This window comes from Labrenzia sp. VG12, from assembly GCF_002237595.1.
Taxonomy (GTDB): Bacteria; Pseudomonadota; Alphaproteobacteria; order Rhizobiales; family Stappiaceae; genus Roseibium.
Window position 1 is genome coordinate 5,732,764 of record NZ_CP022529.1, and the last position, 18,992, is coordinate 5,751,755.

Below are 18,992 nucleotides of genomic sequence, written 5' to 3' on the forward strand. Positions count from 1 at the left end.
AAAAGGTCAAGGACATGTTGCCGCAGGATGGTTTCCGGCTATTCCTTCGCTTTGCGCTCGGAGAGCCAGATGCCGCCAAGCACCAGCGCAAGGGCGGTGCCGTGGTGCCACTTGAACTCTTCTCCGAGGATCGACACTGCCAGGATCGCGGCGAAGATCGGCACGAGATTGATGAACACACCCGCCCGGGCCGGGCCGATCAACTCCACACCGCGCATGAAGAAGATCTGGGCCAGAAAAGACGGAAAGAGGGCGATGTAAAGCACCACCAGCCAGCCTTGCAGGCTTGGCCAGATGGCGCTGTCGGCCGCCATTTCGTAAAACAGGCCCGGTACTGACGTGATGGCGGAAATGCCGGCAAGCACCGCGAAGAACGTCAGCGGCGAGACTTGCGGACGGTTTCGGAGCGCGAGCGTGTAACCGGAATAAAGCACACAGGCGATAAGCATCACGCCGTCGCCGGGATTGACCGCGAGCGCCAGCAGCACCTCCAGCTTGCCCTGGGCGGCAATCAGCGTCACGCCGGCAAGCGTCAGCAGAATGCCGAGCACCTGCAACAACCGCACCTTGGTGCCGAAGGCGATGACGGAGCCGATCAGAACCAGGATCGGCATGGAGCCCTGGATGATGCCGAGATTGACCGCGGTCGTTTCGGTCGCCGCGATGTAGAAAAGCGAGTTGAAGCCGACAAAACCGAAGATCGCCATCAGCAGCATGCGCGGAAAATAGGGCCTCATCAGCGGCCATTCGCGGCGAATACTGGCCCATTGCATCGGCAGCATGATCGCGGCCACGATCACCCAGCGCAAAAACACGACCACCATCGGCGAGACTTCGCCCACAGCGAGACGGCCGGCCACCGTGTTGCCGCCCCAGAAAAGGGTGGTGAGCGCCAGCATTAACAGCGCATTGCCATAGGTCAGGTCGCCAAGTCGTTTCACCAGCGCAATCATGGTGTCCTGTGGGGTCATGAGAGAAAACGGAAACGCCATCGGTAGCGGATCAGGTGCAGGGCCGAAAGGCCTTTTATTTTGTATACCGTCTTATACTGTTGGAGATAATGACCTGGATCTTTTCCAAAATGGAAAAAGTCATGGGAGGCATCCGGCAATTGACGCGTGCCGTCTTTCACCCCAAAACACCTGCAAACAGCCATTAAAAGAGATTTTCAAAGGAGCTGCCCCATGACAGGCCGGATCGATGTGCACGGATTGAAAGTTGCCAGCGACCTCTATGACTTTGTGAACGAAAAGGCATTGCCGGAAACAGGTGTCGATCAGGACCATTTCTGGAAAAGCCTCTCTGATCTCGTTCATGACCTGGCGCCGAAGAACCGCGCACTTCTGGCGAAACGGGATCAGCTGCAGGAACAGATCGACGCCTGGCACAAGGCCAATCCAGGCACGCCGGACATGGCCGGTTACAAGTCCTTCCTGAAGGAGATCGGTTATCTCGTTCCGGAAGGGGAGGCCTTTGAGGTCGGCACCGCCAATATCGATCCGGAAATCGGCAGCGTTGCCGGTCCGCAGCTCGTCGTTCCGGTCATGAATGCACGCTATGCCCTTAACGCCGCAAACGCCCGTTGGGGCTCCCTTTACGATGCCCTTTACGGTACCGATGCCATGGGATCGAAACCGTCTGGCAAGGGGTTCGATCCGGCGCGCGGCGCTGAAGTCATCGCCTATGCCCGCAAGATCCTCGACGAAGCCGCACCGCTTGGCTCGGGCAGCTGGTCGGAAGCCACCGGCTTTTCCATCGAGAATGAGAAGCTGGTGGTCGCCACTGAAGCAGGCTCCACAGGGCTGGCCGATCCGGCGCAATTCAGCGGCTATTCCGGAGACGCTGCCGCCCCCTACAAGGTGCTTCTGGCAAAGAACGGTCTGCATCTGGAAATCGACATCGACAGCCAGCACCCGATCGGCAAGACCGACAAGGCGCATATCGCCGACGTGATCCTTGAATCGGCCATGTCGACGATCATGGACTGTGAGGACAGCGTCGCCGCCGTCGATGCGGAAGACAAGGTGGTCGTCTACACAAACTGGCTCGGCCTGATGAAGGGCGACCTAGAAGAAACCTTCGAAAAGGGTGGCAAGACCATCACCCGCCGCATGAATGGCGACCGCAACTACACGGCCCCCGACGGCAGCGCCCTGTCGCTGCATGGCCGCTCGCTGCTCCTGGTGCGCAATGTCGGCCACCTGATGACCATCGACGCGGTGCTCGACAGGGACGGCAACGAGGTGCCGGAAGGTCTGCTCGACGGCATGATCACGGGCATGATCGCTCTGCACGACGTCGGCCCGAATGGCCGCGAGCTGAACAGCCGTGCCGGCTCGGTCTATATCGTCAAGCCGAAGATGCATGGTCCGGAAGAGGTTGCCTTTGCCTGCGAGATCTTCAACCGGGTCGAAGATGCGCTCGGCATGGCCCGCAACACGCTCAAGATGGGCATCATGGACGAGGAACGCCGGACGACGGTGAACCTGAAAGAGTGCATCCGTCAGGCCAGGGACCGGGTTTTCTTCATCAACACCGGCTTCCTCGATCGCACCGGCGACGAGATGCATACCTCCATGGAAGCCGGTCCGATGATCCGCAAGGGCGACATGAAGGCCGCCACATGGATCGGGGCTTATGAGAACAACAATGTCGATGTCGGTCTTGCCTGCGGCCTGCCGGGCCATGCCCAGATCGGCAAGGGCATGTGGGCCATGCCGGACCTGATGCAGGCGATGCTGGAGCAGAAGATCGGCCATCCGATGTCAGGCGCCAACACCGCCTGGGTGCCGTCGCCGACGGCAGCAACCCTGCACGCGCTGCATTATTACAAGGTCCGTGTCGCCGATCACCAGGGAGAGCTGAAGTCCCGCGACGCTGCCAAGCTGGAGGACATCCTGTCGATCCCGGTCGCCGAGCGCCCGAACTGGGCACCGGAAGACATCCAGGCCGAACTCGACAACAATGCCCAGGGCATTCTGGGCTATGTCGTGCGCTGGGTGGAGCAGGGTGTTGGTTGCTCCAAGGTGCCGGACATCAACGATGTCGGCCTGATGGAAGACCGGGCCACTTTGCGCATTTCCTCCCAACACATCGCCAACTGGCTGCATCACGGCGTCGTCTCCAAGGACCAGGTCCTGGAGACCCTGAAGCGCATGGCTGCCGTCGTTGACGGACAGAACGCGGGCGACCCGCTCTACCGGCCGATGGCGGATGACTTTGACGGTTCCGTCGCCTTCCAGGCCGCTTGCGAGCTGGTGCTTGAAGGGACAAGTCAGCCGAATGGCTACACCGAGCCGGTGCTGCATCGCCGCCGGATCGAGTTCAAGGCGAAGGTTGCCTGACGGCCGGTATTCGAACTTGAACGAGACATCCTCGAGGCGGTCCGCATGGGCCGCCTCTTTTTGGTTTCGGTGTCCATTGAAATAATCGCAATCTGCGTTATCCGACATGGTCGGACGGCAGAGGCAAGCTGTATGGTCGGCCCGGTCTTTCCGCCTTGGAGAAGACTGTACTTGGGATTAACTGCAAAGTGCAGCTGTTTACCTGACCAAATTTACGTTGGGTTAGGTTTGGTTTGCGATAACGTACCACTTCTGGTTTTGTTGTTTTGGCAAACTGCGAGGGGGAGCTGTGATCCGATGAAGCGATTTTTACTCGCCGCTCTCGTGCTTTGTCTTGCAAGTTTCAACAGCCAGGCGAGCGCGAACGAATGCAAGAAGATCATTGCCTCCGCTCACCCGAACTATCCCCCCTATCATTGGCGTGAGGGCAATGAAATTGTCGGTGCGAGCGTCGACCTCAACAGGTTGGTGTTTCGGGAAATAGGCGTCGAATTCGCAGCCGTTTATTCCGGTCCCTGGAAACGGGTTCTGGCGACGGCCGAGAGCAACATGATCGACTTCGTCATGTCGCTGAAACGCACGTCCGAGCGCGAGGCCTTTCTTCGTTTCACGGACTACCCCGCCTTTCCCAATCCCTTTACGGCTTTCACGCTTGCTGAGAATTCCTTCGATCTGGAACGCTGGAGCGATTTGAAAGCGCTCAAGGGAAGCAAGAATGCAGGAGACCGCTACGGACAGCCCCTCGACAGTTATGTGCTTGAAATCTTGAAACTACCGGACAACGACTCGCTTGAAGACAATGTGAACCGGTTGATGCTCGGCCGGCTCGATTACATCATTCACGGCCGGTATGTCGGACAGGCACACTTCGGCATCATCGAGGGCGGGGAAAAAATCGTTCCGCTGGAAAGGGATATTATCGGCGGGTTCATCCATAGCGGCTTCTCTCTTGGCTCGAGCTGCGCCGTCCATCTGGAATATCTCAATCGGCGCTATCTTGAACTGTTTGGTGATGGAACCGCAGAAAGACTGCTCGAGGTGAACATCGACAGGTGGGTCACTTTCAATCGCCGGCAGCAGGCTGGCGCGGAAAACACCCGCCGTCAGAATTGAGGGCTGAACCGGTTGAGGGCAGGTGACATGCGCCCGCAGGCCGGTTAACCGACGGCCCAGGTGTCTGTCTCAGGTGCGCCAGCCAAGCAACCGCCGTTCAACCACACCGATCAGCGCGCTCACAAGAACCCCCAGCAGGGACAGGATCACGACACCTGCGAACAGGCGCTCCAGGTCATAGAGAGACCCGGCCTCCAGGATATAGGCGCCGATCCCGTATTCGGCTCCCAGCATTTCGGCGGCCACCAAGAGAATGATCGCGATGGCAAGGCTGATACGCAGGCCGGACAGGATACCGGGCATGGCACCGGGCAGCACGATCTTGCGCACGATGGACCACCAGGACAGGCCGAAGCTTTGGCCCATACGAATGAGGGTCCGGTCAACATTGTCGACCGCGCCATAGGTCGCCACGACCGTGGGCGTAAAAGTGCCGAAGGCGATCAACGCGTATTTCGAACCTTCGCCGATCCCGAACCAGATGACGAAGAGCGGCAGCAGCGCGATCTTGGGGATCGGGAAGATCGCCGCGACCAGAGGCACCATGCCTGACCGGATATAGGAGAACAGGCCGATCAGCACCCCGACGCTGATGCCGATGCTGACACCGATCGCCGCGCCGACGATCAGTCGCGACAGCGAGGGACCCAGATGTTTGAACAGAAGTCCGCTTTCGTAGAGCTCCACCAACGTTTCCAGCACGTCTGAGGGTCTCGGCAACGTGAGCGCCGAAATCCAGCCTGCGCGTGTTCCCCATTCCGTGATCAGGATCAGGCCGACAAAGACGGCGAACCCCACCCAGCGATGCGGTTTCGGTGCGAAACCGCCACCGCGAAAAGCGACGGCGTTTCGAGTGACGGTGTCATCAGACATGGATCAACTCCGCATCGGCCGCACGGGCTTCATCGCGCATCAGCTGCCAGAGATGCTTCTGCGCTGTCTCCAGATCGGCATCGCCGAACTCGCGACCGGCAAGGGGCTTGTCGATGGTCACGATCTCGCGGATCTGACCCGGACGGCGCGACAGGACGACCACCTGATGCCCAAGCCGAACCGCTTCCGCCAGGTTGTGGGTGACATAAACCGCCGTGAACGGCTGACGGGTCCACAGATCCACGAGATCATCCATCAAAAGTTCGCGGGTCTGGCTGTCGAGTGCGGACAAGGGCTCGTCCATGAGCAGCACAGCCGGATTGACCGCCAGTGCCCGGGCTATGGCCACCCGCTGCTTCATGCCGCCGGAGAGCTGTTTCGGCAGGGCCTTGGCAAAATCAGTCAGTTTTGTGCGCGCCAGCACATCTTCAATGATGTTTCGCGCCCTGTCTCCCTTGATGCCATGATCCTCAAGCACCAGCGAAATGTTGCCGGAGACGGTTCTCCAGGGCAGCAAGGCAAAGTCCTGAAAGATATAGGTCAACGGGTTCAGGCAGCCTTCCGGCGGGTCGCCGAGTTGCAGGACCTGCCCGGACATGGGCCGTTCCAGCCCGCCGATGAAGCGCAACAGCGTGGACTTGCCACAGCCCGACGGGCCCACGATGCAGGCGATCTGCCCGCTGGGGATGTCCAGTGAGATGTCACGCAGGACGTCAAAGGAATCATAGGAATGGCTGATGCCATCCAGTCGAATGTCCATGGGGGTCTCGCAGCAAGGAGCGGGACCGAGTGCCTCCGGTCCTGCTCCGAAAGTGTCAGCCTTCGATCATGTCCACGTAGGATCCGTCGACGACCTGGTCGATCGTGATATCCGCATCGACCAGCCCCTCGGACTGGAACCAGGCGAGCTGATCCTTGATCGAGGCGATGTTGAGCGCCGCGTCCTTGTTGAGCCGCATGGTGCCATTGATGATCGAAGGTGCCGCCTTTTCCCGCGGGCGATCCGTGTAGACATATTTGTGGATCAGGTCGACCATCGCGTCCTGGTCCGCCGTCTTGTCGATCATCGCGGCGGTGTAGTCGTCAACACCCCTGGAATAGGCTGACAGGTAGCGCTCGGTCAGGTCGCGTTCATTCGCGGCATTCTCGGCTGAGGTAAAGACCGTGGTCACCTGGTAGTTCGGCAGGTAGTCGGAGACATTGCCGATGATGTGCACGGCACCGGAGCCGGCGAGCGGCTTGGCGATATGCGGCACGATGGACCAGCCGTCGACCTGACCGGACTTCATGGCGCCGATGATGGCGCCCACCTTCTGCAGCGGTGTGAAGGACATGTCGATGCCTTCGGCAGCCGCCATCTTCGAACCCATGTAATGGAAGGACGAACCGGCCTGGGTGACCGCGAATTTCTTGCCGTTCAGGTCCTTCGGTGTTTTCACACCGGCCTGGAAGGCAGCATCTGAGGCCAGGAACTTCTGGCCGTCGATGCCTGCTTCTTCGCTCAGACCGCCGCCGATCACCTTGATCGCCCCTTTCTGCGCCAGGCTGATCAGGCCACCGGAGACCGCGGTCAACGCAAAGTCGACATCGCCCGAGGCAATCGCGACGGCCATGGGCTGTGCTGCCTGGAAAAACTCGAATTCGACGTCGAGACCGGCCTCGTCGAAATAGCCGCGTTCGAAGGCGACGAAGTTGCCGGCATGGGACGTAAATCGCAGAGCCCCGACCTTGATCTTCTTGTTCTGAGCAAGTGCAGGCGTGGCAAGGCCTGTTGCAGCCAGCGTTCCACCCATCAGGGCAAGCGCCTTACGGCGGTTGAGTTCAGTCATGATTTCCTCCCTATGATTTTTCCGTCGTTTTCAGGTCTGCCTTGATGTCGTCCTGCAGCAAGCTGAGCGCCATGTCCGCGTCTTTCCTCAGCACCGCGTCGAGCAGGGCCTTCTGGCGGGTCCGACGAGACGCCCAGTCCAGTTTGCCCTCGCGCAACTGCGCCAGTCGGAACCGGCGGCTCTGATCAAAGAACTTGCGCTGCAGATCGATCAGCCGCGGGCTTGCGCAGGCTTCGATCAGGACAGCGGCAAAGGCGCCACAGGCCTTGTCCCATTCCAGCGCTGTCAGGTCGTCCGGATTTTCCGTCACCTGCTGTTCCGCCTTTTGCAAGGCGTGATGGGCCGCAATCACGCGGCCTTCCCAAGCAACATCTCCGATTGCGATCGCGCGCGAAAGCGCAACCGTTTCGATCTGCAGGCGCACCAGTTGAATGTCGCGCAGGTCATCTTCCGTGGCCGACGTCACACGGAAGCCGCGCTGTGCAGTGGCTTCGACAAGGCCCTCGGAGGACAGGATCCGCAAGGTCTCGCGCATGGAATGGTTCGAGCCGCCATAGCGCGTGCGAAGTTCATTGATTTTCAGCTTCTGGTCGGGCAGCAGCTTTCCGAACGCAATGTCCTTGCGCAGGGCGGAGGCAAGCAGTTCCACGATCGTGTTGTCTTCAGACGATTTACCCGAGAACAGCATTGCGTCCATCTATCCAAAAAAGTTGGATATTTTTCGTATTAATACATAATTCTGTCAATCTCTAATCAAGTGAACACGCCCTTGGGGCCGTCGAGCAGCACAGCGGTCACACGCATCGAGCCTCGCAGTCTTCGGAGGTAGCGAGACTTCACCGGACTTCGGTGGGCCCGAAAGATTTCGACCTGGTCATTGCCGTCAAAGCGGCAACGCCGGTGTCTCCTGAAATCCGAGATGGAGCTCGTTGCCTTCGTAAGGATGCGCTCTGGCGACCTCTTCGTTGAGCTCGTGGCCCAGGCCCGGTTCGCTGGACGGGATGACATAGCCGTCTTCCCAGCGGATCGGTGTTGTCAGCAGGTCGGCATAAAACCCGTCAAAAGTGCGGATCGATTCCAGAACCAGGAAATTCGGGCTGCAGGTGGCCAGCTGGATGTTGGCCAGCGCAACCAAGGGCCCGCAGTAAAGATGCGGGGCGACCTGGGCCGAATGGCACTCGGCCATGGCGGCGATCTTCTTGGCCTCCAGAAGACCGCCGACCCGGCCGAGGTTCATCTGCAAGATGCTTGCAGCCCCGGTCTCCAGCACGCGCGCAAACTCGTACTTGGTGCAGAGCCGTTCTCCGGTCGCGACCGGAATGGACGTAAAGCGCGCAACGTCTGCCATGTCCTCCGGTTTTTCCGGCGGGATGGGTTCCTCGAACCAGAGCGGGTCATAAGCTTCCAGCCGGCGGGCGAGGCGCCTGGCACCTGAAACGGTGAACTGGCCATGGGTGCCGAACAGCAGGTCCGCCTTGGTGCCGACGGCGTTCCGGATTTCACGGCAGAAGGCCTCCGAGCGCTCCAGGTCTTCCAGGCTCGGCTGGTGGCCATCATAGATCGTGTAAGTCCCGGCCGGATCGAATTTGACGGCGGTGAACCCCTGCTTCACAGCCTTTGCGGCTGCTTCGGCTGCCATTCCCGCGTCGTTATAGACATTGGGTATGTCCGGGTCCGGGTAAACATCGCCATCAGCCGGATAGAGATAGGTGTAGGACCGCAGTCGCTCATGCACCTTGCCACCCAGAAGTTCGTATGCCGGTTTGCCGGCGGCCTTGCCGATAATGTCCCAGCAGGCCATTTCCAGGCCTGACAGCACTCCCATGACAGAGACATCCGGGCGCTGAGTGTATCCGGCGCCATAGCTCTTGTGCCAGAGCTTCTCGATGTGATGCGGGTCTTCACCGGCAAACTGGCGGTGAAACACGTCCTTTGCCATCTCGGCGACCAGATGCGGACCGAACGTGGCATTGTAGATTTCGCCGTAACCTTTTATGCCACAGGTGGTGACCAGCTTGACAAAGATGAAATAGCGGCCGCCATGCCGGGGAGGCGGGTTGCCGACGACGAAGGTCTCGATATGGTCGAGTTTCATGGAAATCCCGTTAGCTGGCGTTGCTGATCGTGATCGATTTCACCTTGGTATAGGCGTCGAGCCCTTCCCAGCCCTTTTCGCGGCCATAACCGGATTTCTTGTTGCCGCCGAAGGGCAGTTCAAGTCCGCCGGCCCAATAGTCGTTGATCGACACCTGACCGCAATCCATGGCACCGGCAATCCGCATGGCACGGCCGACATCATTGGTATAGACGCTGGCAATCAGCCCGAACTCCGTGCCGTTGGCAAGGCGGATCGCTTCTTCTTCGGTCTCGAAAGTCTGAACGGATAGCACCGGCCCGAAAATCTCTTCCTGGACAGCCGGATCGTTCGGGGCGAGGTCGGCGATGATAGTCGGCTGGAAGAACCAGCCTTTGCCGGTGTCGGCGTCACCCGTGACATCCCCACCGGTCAGGATATTGGCGCCGCGGGCCTTGGCGGCATCGACATGGGCCTTGATGCGAGACAGATGCAGCTCTGAATTGATCGCGCCCATGTCCGGGGCGCTCAGGCCGTGGCCGGTTCTGATTTTCTTGGCCCGTTCGGCCAGGATCGCCAGCACGTCGTCACGCAGGGACTTGTGCAGGATGAGGCGGGAGCCGGCCGAGCAGATCTGCCCGGAATTGGAGAAGATTGCCCAATATGCGCCATCGGCCACTTTTTCCGGATCGGCATCTGCAAAGGCAATCAGCGGCGACTTGCCACCGAGTTCCAGCGTCAGCCGCGTGACATTGGGAGCCGCCATCTGGGCAACATTGATACCGGTGGTGACCGAACCGGTGAAGGTCAGCTGCTTGATGCGTGGATCGCGCGCCATCTTGGCGCCGACATCCGATCCGAGCCCCGTTACCACGTTGACCAGCCCGTCCGGTACGCCGGCTTCGGCAAGCAGTTCCGCCATGACAAGAGCGGTGAAAGGGGTCGTCTCGGCCGGCTTGGCAACCACCGAGCAGCCGGCGGCAAGCGCAGGGGCAACACCGCGCGCGAAGGTCGAGGTGGGATAGTTCCAGGGAATGATGTGTCCCGTAACGCCGACCGGTTCGCGCATCGTGAAGGCGGTATAGGTGGGACCGAGATTGACGGACCGGCCGTCCAGCTTGTCGGCAGCACCGGCATAGTATTCGAACAAGCGCGCCGAAGACTGCACGTCGCCCTGGGCTTCGGCCAGGGTCTTGCCGCTGTCGATTACTTCGATCACCGAGAGGCGGTCGGCATTTTCCCTGAAGAGCCGGGCGACATTGTTGAGGATCCGGCAGCGCTCGCCGGGCGTCACCTGGCGCCAGTGACTGGCGGCCTTTTCCGCCGCATCGATGGCCCGGTCCATGTCCGAGTCGTCGCCAAGAGAAAATTCGGCGAAGGCCTCGGCACGGCCGGGATCGAAACTTTCCATCTTGCTATTGGAGGCTGCGGTTGCCTTGCCGCCAATGAAATGGCCATCGGGCAGGGCGTCCAGCTTGCCGGTGGAAAGATACGTTTGTGCGATGTCCTGGACTGTCATCAGTGAACCCGTTGCTGATCTTCTAGAATGAGGTCGGCCCCCTTGAGGGCCAGCATCATGGTCGGGGCATTTGTGTTGCCCGACGTGATATTGGGAAAGGCGGAGGCATCAACCACGCGCAGCCGGTCGACACCATGGACCTTGAGGCGGCTGTTGACCACCGTGCTGTTCCGGTTTTCGCCCATGCGGCAGGTCGAGACCGGGTGAAACACCGTTGAGGCACGGGTTCGGAAATCCGCCAGCAGGGCCTCGTCGTCAAGCTGCGGCAGATGAGGCGCTTCCGATTGCTCGACCAGCGCACTGAGGGCCCTGCTCGCCATCAGCCGCTGACAGAGACGCCCACCGGCAATCACGGTCGCGCGGTCCTCCTCGGTTGCGAGGGAATTCGGCTGGATCCTGGGCGCTGCTGCCGGATCAGCACTGACGATGTCGACGCGTCCGCGGCTGGTCGGGCGTGCCGGCTGGGCGCAGATGATGAAGCCGTTGAACGGGTCGATGGTCAGCTGGTTCGAGTTCCCCCTTGGCAGGAGCCGGTAGCTGATCGGATTGAAATAGAGCTGCTGGTCCGGCCGGCTCAGCTTGCCATTCGAGCGCAGAAAGCCGCCGCATTGATTGACCGAAAGCGACAGCGGTCCTTTTCGCGTCAGCGCATATTGTGCGGCCGCCAACGCCCTGCCCACCAGAGGCCGCAATACGGCATTCAGTGTCGGTTCGTTCGCCCTGAAAGTGAATTTCGCGGCCAGGTGATCCTGGAGATGACCGCCGACATTGTCATTCTCAAGGAGAACCGGAATGCCCAGATCGGAAAGAAGATGTCCCGGACCGATCCCGGACACTTGCAGCAGTTGCGGTGAGCCGATCGCGCCGGCCGACAGGATCACTTCGCGGCCTGCCATCAGCGTTTCACCACCAAGAAGCTCGACACCTATGGCTGTCTTGCCTTCAAACAGGATCCGGCGAACCTGAGCCCTGGTGCGCACGACCAGATTTGGCCGTGTCTTCGCGGGGTGCAGGAACGCCTTCGCGGAGGAACAGCGGCGGCCGTTCTGCGTGTTGATCTGGTAGATGCCACCGCCTTCGGGCTGCTCGCCGTTGAAGTCATCGGTCCAGGGCAAGCCGACTTCGCGTATGGCATCGCGAAAGTGCCGGTTCACCGGGTGCACCTGGTCCGTCACGTTCTGGATGTGAATGGGGCCTTTCCCCTGCTTTTCGCCGACGGGCGACACCCTTGTTTCCAGGCGTTCGAAGGCCCGTTTGACAGTGGGCCAGTCCCAGCCTTCGGCACCGGAGGCAGCCCAGTCGTCGAAGTCTCCCGGCAGACCGCGGCAATAGACCATGGCGTTGATGGAACCGGATCCCCCCAGGAGACGTCCGCGCGGCCAGGAGACACGGCGCCCGCCAAGGCCTTCATCCGGCTCCGTCATGAAACGCCAGGTGCGCTTCGGGTCGGAATTCAGCTTGCCATAGCCGAGCGGTAGAGAAACCCAGGGCGAGGCGTCGGATCCGCCCGCCTCCAGGAGGAGGACACGTGTCTGCGGGTCGGCGCTCAAACGCTCCGCCAGGATGCAGCCGGCCGAGCCGGCGCCCACGATGATGAAATCGGCCTTGTCCATGTCGCAACACAGTCAGATTGCAGGTTCGCTTTGAGTGTGAAGGCGGTGCCGAAATTGGTGAAACGAAAAATGATTTGGTATAGCATTGAAAAATTTTGAAGGAACGTGCTGACATCAAAGGGCAGACTCGAATGTCGCTTTGCCTGAACTGGCTGGTCTTTCCTGGAAAAAAGGTGGTCTGAATGGCCTATAACCTGCCACCGCTTGGCTGGCTTCGTGCCTTTGAAGCGTCCGCCCGGCTGGGCAATTTCACCCGCGCGGCGGAAGAACTGCTGATCACGCCGGCAGCCGTCAGTTATCAGGTGCGCCAGCTGGAACAGCAGCTGGGCTATCCTCTGTTTGACAGGGTACACCGGGAACTTGTGCTGACCCGACTGGGCCAGACCTATCTGCCGACGGTCGAAAAGGCTTTCTCGGATCTCTCGATTGCGACGGTCTCCGTGTTCGGGGAACGTGCGCGCCAGCCGGTCCGCTTTCGCTGCCTCAACAGCTTCGGCCAGCTCTGGATGATCCCCCGGATCAGCGCGTTTCAGAAGGTGCACCCGGGCGTCGATCTGCAGATGATTTCGGCTTCCTGGGCGGAGACCCTCAGTCCGGAACTGTTTGAGATCGATATCCGCTTCGGTGACGGCAGCTGGACGGACGGTGCCGTTGAATTCCTCTTGAACGATCCGGTGATACCGGTCTGTCATCCGGACCTCGCCTTGCCGGCCGGCACGCGGGATGTCGCAGCACTTGCCGAAGCGCCACGGCTGGACATCATGGGCGTGATCGACACCTGGGAAAGTTTTTTTCGCGATTTCGGCCAGGCCGTGCCGAAGCGAAACGGCCTGCAGGTGGACCAGACCCTGTCAGCTCTGGAACTGGCAGCACTTGGCCATGGGCATGCGCTGGTGCTGGAAACGCTCGCCCGGCCCTATCTCGACAGCGGCCGGCTGATCAGGTCAACGGGCAAACAGATCAAGAGCCGGCACAGCTATTATCTCGTCACCAACGGGCCTCGCCCGGCCCTCGGCCCCGACGCCCAGCTGTTCTGCAACTGGATGATCCGGGAACTGGGAGGCGGATAGCGCCGGGCTGCCGATCCATCGAGACGGATACATGGCCCGCCGCAGGATGAGACACGCCAGTCACTCAACCGAAAAACGGAACTCGAACAACCGTTCGATCGGGTCGAGCGCCTTGGGGTCGCGGTAGCGGTTGAGGTCCAGCAGTCCGGCTTCCACAGCGTCCTGGGCATTGAGCGCGGTCTGAACGCGATCATAGACCTGCCAGAAACTCTTGTGAGTTCGCCGGATGCCGTAAGTCGACACGAGCTTGAGATAATCGCCCTGGGTTCTGACCTGGCGGAGCGCCGCGACAAAGTTGGCAAGCTGGTCCGCCTGCAGCCGGAAGAAAAAGTTTGGATAGCTGCTGATCTGTCCACGAACAGTGGTGACGCTGTCCCGCTCGGGCTGCCGTCGCAGGCTCTCGTTGAAGAGGAAGGCAACATTGGCATGGGCTTCGTCATGGATCAGTGAAAAAATCTCGTCGCCGTGATCTGTCTCCACCAGGACAATGGCTATATCGGGAAGGAACTTCGCAAAGGGCGCGGGCGTTGCGCTCAGCGGCCGGAGCTGGCTGGCAAGGGAACCGGGCGGGGCGCACGCGTCACCCGTGCAACGATTAATCGGGTCGGCAAGCGGCCAGAGAGCCGGTTCGGTTTCAAGAAGGGTCTGCAGAAACTCTGCCTTCGGGGCCTGGCTCTTGAACTCGATACCGGTCGGCGACGATGTGTCGATGCCGCTCTCCTTCCAGAGGTCGACAAGATTGACCAGCGGCCCCTGGTACCAGCTGTCATGCAGCGGCTGGCGCCGGTTCGGCGGCAGGAAGGACAGGAAGATCCGTTCGCCTTCCCGGCGCAGGCTGTCCATGTAGAGCCGCGTGGTCAGCTGATGTTCGACATTGCCGAACACATCGAAACCGGCAACCAGATTGTAATATATGCGTTCAAACAGCGGGAAATCGATCACCCAGGCCGTTTCCGGTACGGTTCCGGTAAAGCCGGTGGTGACAGAGGCGGAGGAGAAATTCCGGTAGATGGTCAGACGTGCATCGACATTCGCACCGTCGCCGTCCCAGATATCCGAATACTCAGGTCCGCCCTGGGTGAGGTACTTGCGGGCATAGCGGGCTTGCCGAAATTCCTGGTACTTGACCGGGCCAAGCTGCAGGAAGCTTTTGAGACGTTCGCTAACTTTGCCGTCCGAGCGGGCGACCGGCAGTTCCAGGATCGGTATGGCCGCTTTGAGGAACCCCGGGTCGGTCACGGAAAGATCCGCATCCGGCTCCAGAAAGGACACCCAGAACCGGTCCTCGATCACATTGACGGCCACCTGGCCATAGCAGACGGGGCCACGAATGAACGAACGCACAAAATAGAGTGCGTCGTCGAGCAGGAACCGGTAGCGGCTGCGGGCCGGGATGGCCCTGAAGGTGGAAAGCGGATTGCCGCCGGCCGCCGTGGAATAGGGCGGCAGCTTGTCCAGTGTCCAGTCCTCTGACAGGAACAGCCCCCGGTAGCGGTCAAGCCGCTTCCGCCCGATCTCGTAGACCATGTGTTCCTTGTGCAGGATGGTGCCGTCAAGCGGGACGAGACGATAGTGGAAGTGCCCGCCCGGGTCGTCGAAGGGGCGCCGCGTGGCGATTTCGTCCGGCGGATTGCCGGGCGCGCTGCGCGACCTGATCAGGCGGAAGAAGCGGCGGGGATGATCCCCTTCGAGATGAAGATGGGCCAGGAACAGGTGCTCATAGAGATACCGGGCAACCAGCTGCTGTTTGAGCGTCTTGTCATTCAGAAAGCGTTCAATGGCCTTGATCTGCTCGCGGACCTGAGGCGGCAGGTCAGTGTCGGCTGCTGGTGCCGGTGTGCGGTCCACCGCCCAGGCAATGAGACGCTCGTAATCCGCATCCGGCAGCGGCGCCATGGCAAAGGGCATGCCGCCGGTGGGGTGGTCGTTCAGATAGTGGGAAATCTCGTCCTCTGCCGGGCAGGCATTTTTGCGCAGGGACCTGATGTCGAGGTCATCCGGCAAGGGCGCCCCTAGCTTGAAGGGCGCGTTGCGTCCCGCCCGCAGCAGCTGCTCCAGAACAGATGGTCCGTCAGACTGGTCTGTGACCGGGAAGAAGCCCTTCTGGCGCCACTCCGGCACGGTCTTCGCATCAATGCCGAGCCGCGTCATCGGGGCGTCGTCGAGCCGGGTGGATTCATAGACTTTCTGCTTGCTGGCACCACGCAGCCAGCCGTCCGGTGAGGACAGTTTCAGCTGGCATGGCGCGTCGTAACAGCCGTGGCAGACAACGCAGCGCTTGTTCAGCACATCCTGAATGGCAGGGGCGGACTGCTGCTGCGCCGCTGCGTGCCCGTCCGGCAGGACGACAATTGCCGTCAAGACCGTCAGGCAGATCGCGACAATCTGCAGACGTGGCCACCAGAACGAGGAGCCGGTCAACGCACCCTTGAACACTGCCATCAAGCGTCAGCCTTCATCCTCTTCCATTCTGGGGCGGGTTTCCCGGTCCGGGTGTTCAGGCCCCTTGTAGGCAAAAAGATAGGCCCAGCCGGCATATCCGGTAATGGCGCCCATGATGATGGTCCAGGTCGAATTTCCGAGGGAGTACTCCATCCCCGTCCAGCCCGCGCAGAAAGCGACCAGAAGAATTCTGCGCCAAAGCGGGTCAAACCAGGGGTGCTCAACGGGTCCAAACACAGTTTTGCCTTCCTTATGCATCATCTGGGCGTCGGCAGGTGCATGTCATGTGACGCTGCGATAGCCTCAAGAGCTTGCAATAGCACACAAAACCTGGCCGCGTTGGACAGATTACACCTTGAAACCAGCGACTGAACAAGTGATTGTGAGCTTCCTATCCGGGTCGCCACCAATCATGTTGAAAAAGGAGCCGTGGAGCCGACATGCTGAGTGCGCTTGATCTCCTGACAGCTAATGACACTCCCGGTCAACACGCCCCTTCCTACTATGCTGCGACGGCCAATCGGATAACGGCGCATCCGCCGCTCGAAGGCCCGCGCAGTTGCAGCGTCTGTGTCGTTGGAGGTGGCTATACCGGATTGTCCGCGGCCCTGCATCTGGCCGAACGCGGGGTAGATGTCATCCTGCTGGAGGCAAACCGGATCGGTTGGGGCGCATCGGGACGCAATGGCGGACAGGTCGGCTCCGGCCAGCGGGTCGAGCAGACGGTGCTGGAAGAGCGTCATGGAAAGTCGCATGCCAAGCTGCTTTGGGACCTGGCCGAGGAATCCAAGGCGCTGGTCAGGAGCCTGATTGCCAGACATCAGATCGACTGTGACTACACGCCCGGCATTCTGCATGCCGATCATCGCAAGAGTTTTGTTGAGGAAAGCCGCGACTATGTCGAACATTTGCGGCTGGTCTACGGCTATCAGGACATCCGCTTCGTCGATGGCGAGGAGATCGGCAACCAGGTGGGCAGTCCGCGCTATTACGGCGGTTCGCTGGATATGGGGGCTGGTCATCTGCACCCGCTCAACTTTGCGCTTGGCCTTGGAGGGGCTGCCGAAGCGGCCGGTGCCAAACTGTTCGAGGAGACCAGGGTCACCGGCATCGAAGGCAAGGGTGCGGCGCGGATCACGGTCCGGACGGAACGTGGAGAAGTGCGCGCCGACCACCTGATCCTGGCCTGCAACGGTTATCTTGGCCGGCTCGACCGCGAGACGGCGGCCCATGTCATGCCGATCAACAATTTCATCGTGGCAACGGAGCCATTTTCCGAAGACGAGGCCAAAAGGATCATCCCGAACAATGTTGCGGTGGCCGACAGCAAGTTCGTGATCAACTATTTCCGCCTGTCCGCGGACCGGCGTCTGCTCTTCGGCGGCGGCGAGAATTACGGCTACCACTTCCCGGAAGACATCAAGTCCTTCGTGCGTTCCCCCATGCTGGAGATCTTCCCGCAGCTTAAGGACGTTGCAATTGACTATGGCTGGGGCGGCACGCTGGCGATCACGCCCAAACGCATGCCCTATTTTGCGCGGCTGGCTCCCAACATGCTGACGGCAACGGGTTATTCTGGGCACGGGGTTGCCATGGCGACGCTCGGCGGTCAGATCCTGGCCGAGGCGGTTGCGGGCACCTCCGGGCGTTTCGACGTTTTCGAGAAGCTCGACATTCCGGCCTTTCCCGGGGGCGACAAGTTGCGTTTCCCGCTTCTGGTTCTGGCCATGACCTGGTTTTCCCTGCGCGACAGGCTGGGGATCTGAGGTGTTACAGACCCGCACAGAGCCGCTCAAGACCATCGGCAGCTACTGGGAGGCGAGTGTTCCACCCCAGAAACAGGACCGGCAGTTGATCGGCAATGCCGTGTTCGAAGTCGCTATCATAGGCGCCGGATACGCTGGTTTGAGTGCTGCACTCAAGCTGGCCCAGTCCGGCATTTCGGTCTGTGTTCTGGAGGCCGAGCATGTCGGGTATGGGGCTTCGGGCCGCAATGGCGGCTTTTGCTGCCTGGGTGGGACCACACTTGATGAACGTCAGCTGATCAGAAAGTTCGGCCTTGAGGAAGCCCGCAAATTCGTTGCCTATCAGGTGGCGGGCATCAATCTGGTCGAGCAGAGGCTGAACGAGTGGCAGTGCGACGCCGGGCGCCATTCTCAAGGCGAAATGTATCTGGCTCACCGAATAAAGGATATGGCGTCTCTCGGCGCCCACGCGACGTTCCTGAAAGAAAATTTCGGTATCAAGGCCCGGTTGCTGTCGAAAGAGGACCTGTCGGCCGAGGGCTACGGCGGCCCTGGCTTCCATGGCGGTTTGCACCTGCCCTACGGCTTCGCCCTGAACCCCATGGCCTATGTGCAGGCTCTTGCCAGCGAGGTGCGCCGGGCGGGAGCCAAGATATTTGGCAAGTCGCCGGTCACCGGTCTGACACGAGACGGCGACCGCTGGCACCTGGAAACCGAGCACGGCTTTGTCCGTGCGCGAAAGGTTGTTCTCGCCGGCAATGGATATGCCCGTGAGGACACGCCGAAATGGCTGCACGGCCGGACCCTGCCGGTGATGTCTTCGATCAGGGTGACGCGGCCCCTGAGCGATGCGGAGCTTGAGGCCCAGGGTTGGACAGCGGACACGATGTCGGCCGACACGCGCATCCTCCTGCATTACTTCAGGCTGCTGCCGGATCGGCGTTTCCTGTTCGGCACGCGGGGTGGCATCTTTGAAAATGCGCCGGCGCTGGCTGCGATGGAAAAACGCGCCGATGCGGATTTCAGGAACATGTTTCCGGCCTGGTCTGACGTGGACACGGAATACAGCTGGTATGGCCATGTGTGCCTGGCCAGAAATCTGATGCCGTTTGTGGGGAGGTGCCGGGCCTGAAAGGCGTCTTTGCCGCAATGGGCTGGCATGGCAGCGGCATTGCCATGGCCTCGATCTCCGGTGAGAAAGTCGCCGGACTGATCATGGGCAAATTGCAGCAATCGGATTTGCCGCTTCCGCTGCAACGTCCCTTTGCCAGGTTCCCGATGCCGGCTTTGCGCAAATTGTATTTGCAGGGCGCCTACTGGTGGTACGGCTGGCAGGATCGCTGATGCGGCGGCTCAAGGTGCTGCCCGAG

16 protein-coding genes are annotated in these 18,992 nt (G+C 60.6%); 6 read left to right on the plus strand and 10 right to left on the minus strand.

From position 1 onward, the window contains the following. Nucleotides 1–38: 38 nt before the first annotated feature. Nucleotides 39–953: a DMT family transporter gene (locus CHH27_RS26460; RefSeq protein WP_198338506.1), complete on the minus strand. Its 915-nt coding sequence runs from the start codon at nucleotides 951–953 to the stop codon at nucleotides 39–41. A gap of 231 nt (nucleotides 954–1,184) precedes the next feature. On the opposite strand from CHH27_RS26460, the gene CHH27_RS26465 reads away from it, so the two are divergent. Both CHH27_RS26465 and CHH27_RS26470 read left to right on the plus strand, forming a co-directional pair. Then, nucleotides 1,185–3,344, plus strand: a complete 2,160-nt coding sequence (locus CHH27_RS26465; protein WP_094074256.1) for a malate synthase G — start codon at nucleotides 1,185–1,187, stop codon at nucleotides 3,342–3,344. A 297-nt stretch (nucleotides 3,345–3,641) separates the two neighbouring features. Further along, nucleotides 3,642–4,457 carry an ABC transporter substrate-binding protein gene (locus tag CHH27_RS26470; protein ID WP_157739113.1) on the plus strand — a complete coding sequence of 272 codons (816 nt, stop codon included), beginning with the start codon at nucleotides 3,642–3,644 and terminating at the stop codon, nucleotides 4,455–4,457. Nucleotides 4,458–4,526: 69 nt separating this feature from the next. Here CHH27_RS26470 and CHH27_RS26475 read toward each other — a convergent pair whose 3' ends face one another. The 7 genes from CHH27_RS26475 to CHH27_RS26505 form a co-directional block, all read right to left on the minus strand. Beyond that, on the minus strand, nucleotides 4,527–5,330 hold the full coding sequence (locus tag CHH27_RS26475; RefSeq protein ID WP_094074258.1) for an ABC transporter permease: 804 nt from the start codon (nucleotides 5,328–5,330) through the stop codon (nucleotides 4,527–4,529). Beyond that, the gene (locus CHH27_RS26480) at nucleotides 5,323–6,090 is read right to left on the minus strand and encodes an ABC transporter ATP-binding protein (protein WP_094074259.1); all 768 of its coding nucleotides are present in this window, start codon (nucleotides 6,088–6,090) and stop codon (nucleotides 5,323–5,325) included. Before CHH27_RS26480 ends, CHH27_RS26475 begins: the two co-directional genes overlap by 8 nt. A gap of 55 nt (nucleotides 6,091–6,145) precedes the next feature. Further along, nucleotides 6,146–7,162: an ABC transporter substrate-binding protein gene (locus CHH27_RS26485; RefSeq protein WP_371681866.1), complete on the minus strand. Its 1,017-nt coding sequence runs from the start codon at nucleotides 7,160–7,162 to the stop codon at nucleotides 6,146–6,148. 7 nt (nucleotides 7,163–7,169) lie between these two features. Then, nucleotides 7,170–7,856, minus strand: coding sequence for a GntR family transcriptional regulator (locus CHH27_RS26490; RefSeq protein ID WP_208988390.1), 687 nt, complete (start codon nucleotides 7,854–7,856; stop codon nucleotides 7,170–7,172). A gap of 186 nt (nucleotides 7,857–8,042) precedes the next feature. Beyond that, complete coding sequence (locus tag CHH27_RS26495) at nucleotides 8,043–9,254, minus strand: mandelate racemase/muconate lactonizing enzyme family protein (RefSeq protein ID WP_094074261.1); 1,212 nt, start codon at nucleotides 9,252–9,254, stop codon at nucleotides 8,043–8,045. A 10-nt stretch (nucleotides 9,255–9,264) separates the two neighbouring features. Continuing rightward, entirely contained in the window at nucleotides 9,265–10,752 is a 1,488-nt protein-coding gene (locus CHH27_RS26500; RefSeq protein ID WP_094074262.1) for an aldehyde dehydrogenase family protein, read from the minus strand. After that, nucleotides 10,752–12,365 (minus strand): GMC family oxidoreductase, encoded by a 1,614-nt coding sequence (locus CHH27_RS26505; RefSeq protein ID WP_094074263.1) that lies wholly within the window; start codon nucleotides 12,363–12,365, stop codon nucleotides 10,752–10,754. The genes CHH27_RS26500 and CHH27_RS26505 overlap by 1 nt, the downstream gene beginning before the upstream one ends. Nucleotides 12,366–12,547: 182 nt before the next feature. Here CHH27_RS26505 and CHH27_RS26510 point away from each other — a divergent pair, with 182 nt between their 5' ends. Next, the gene (locus tag CHH27_RS26510) at nucleotides 12,548–13,435 is read left to right on the plus strand and encodes a LysR family transcriptional regulator (RefSeq protein WP_094074264.1); all 888 of its coding nucleotides are present in this window, start codon (nucleotides 12,548–12,550) and stop codon (nucleotides 13,433–13,435) included. 60 nt (nucleotides 13,436–13,495) lie between these two features. On the opposite strand, the gene CHH27_RS26515 is transcribed toward CHH27_RS26510, so the two are convergent. Both CHH27_RS26515 and CHH27_RS26520 read right to left on the minus strand, forming a co-directional pair. Then, a complete protein-coding gene (locus CHH27_RS26515; protein ID WP_094074265.1) occupies nucleotides 13,496–15,877 on the minus strand; it encodes a fatty acid cis/trans isomerase in 2,382 nt (793 codons plus the stop codon). Nucleotides 15,878–15,883: 6 nt separating this feature from the next. Then, complete coding sequence (locus tag CHH27_RS26520) at nucleotides 15,884–16,114, minus strand: hypothetical protein (protein ID WP_208988391.1); 231 nt, start codon at nucleotides 16,112–16,114, stop codon at nucleotides 15,884–15,886. 203 nt (nucleotides 16,115–16,317) lie between these two features. On the opposite strand from CHH27_RS26520, the gene CHH27_RS26525 reads away from it, so the two are divergent. The 3 genes from CHH27_RS26525 to CHH27_RS28175 are packed head-to-tail and all read left to right on the plus strand — an operon-like array spanning nucleotide 16,318 to nucleotide 18,966. Continuing rightward, on the plus strand, nucleotides 16,318–17,643 hold the full coding sequence (locus tag CHH27_RS26525) for an FAD-binding oxidoreductase (protein ID WP_094074267.1): 1,326 nt from the start codon (nucleotides 16,318–16,320) through the stop codon (nucleotides 17,641–17,643). 1 nt (nucleotide 17,644) lies between these two features. Further along, nucleotides 17,645–18,754, plus strand: coding sequence for an FAD-binding oxidoreductase (locus CHH27_RS26530; RefSeq protein ID WP_208988392.1), 1,110 nt, complete (start codon nucleotides 17,645–17,647; stop codon nucleotides 18,752–18,754). Continuing rightward, nucleotides 18,742–18,966, plus strand: coding sequence for an FAD-binding oxidoreductase (locus CHH27_RS28175; protein ID WP_208988393.1), 225 nt, complete (start codon nucleotides 18,742–18,744; stop codon nucleotides 18,964–18,966). The genes CHH27_RS26530 and CHH27_RS28175 overlap by 13 nt, the downstream gene beginning before the upstream one ends. Nucleotides 18,967–18,992: the final 26 nt, after the last annotated feature.

Bases quoted from the DNA above. Each gene is read 5' to 3' on its own strand.
- CHH27_RS26460 (WP_198338506.1), bottom strand. From the start codon at position 953: ATGATTGCGCTGGTGAAACGACTTGGCGACCTGACCTATGGCAATGCG.
- CHH27_RS26465 (WP_094074256.1), top strand. From the start codon at position 1,185: ATGACAGGCCGGATCGATGTGCACGGATTGAAAGTTGCCAGCGACCTC.
- CHH27_RS26470 (WP_157739113.1), top strand. From the start codon at position 3,642: ATGAAGCGATTTTTACTCGCCGCTCTCGTGCTTTGTCTTGCAAGTTTC.
- CHH27_RS26475 (WP_094074258.1), bottom strand. From the start codon at position 5,330: ATGTCTGATGACACCGTCACTCGAAACGCCGTCGCTTTTCGCGGTGGC.
- CHH27_RS26480 (WP_094074259.1), bottom strand. From the start codon at position 6,090: ATGGACATTCGACTGGATGGCATCAGCCATTCCTATGATTCCTTTGAC.
- CHH27_RS26490 (WP_208988390.1), bottom strand. From the start codon at position 7,856: ATGGACGCAATGCTGTTCTCGGGTAAATCGTCTGAAGACAACACGATC.
- CHH27_RS26495 (WP_094074261.1), bottom strand. From the start codon at position 9,254: ATGAAACTCGACCATATCGAGACCTTCGTCGTCGGCAACCCGCCTCCC.
- CHH27_RS26500 (WP_094074262.1), bottom strand. From the start codon at position 10,752: ATGACAGTCCAGGACATCGCACAAACGTATCTTTCCACCGGCAAGCTG.
- CHH27_RS26505 (WP_094074263.1), bottom strand. From the start codon at position 12,365: ATGGACAAGGCCGATTTCATCATCGTGGGCGCCGGCTCGGCCGGCTGC.
- CHH27_RS26510 (WP_094074264.1), top strand. From the start codon at position 12,548: ATGGCCTATAACCTGCCACCGCTTGGCTGGCTTCGTGCCTTTGAAGCG.
- CHH27_RS26515 (WP_094074265.1), bottom strand. From the start codon at position 15,877: ATGGCAGTGTTCAAGGGTGCGTTGACCGGCTCCTCGTTCTGGTGGCCA.
- CHH27_RS26525 (WP_094074267.1), top strand. From the start codon at position 16,318: ATGCTGAGTGCGCTTGATCTCCTGACAGCTAATGACACTCCCGGTCAA.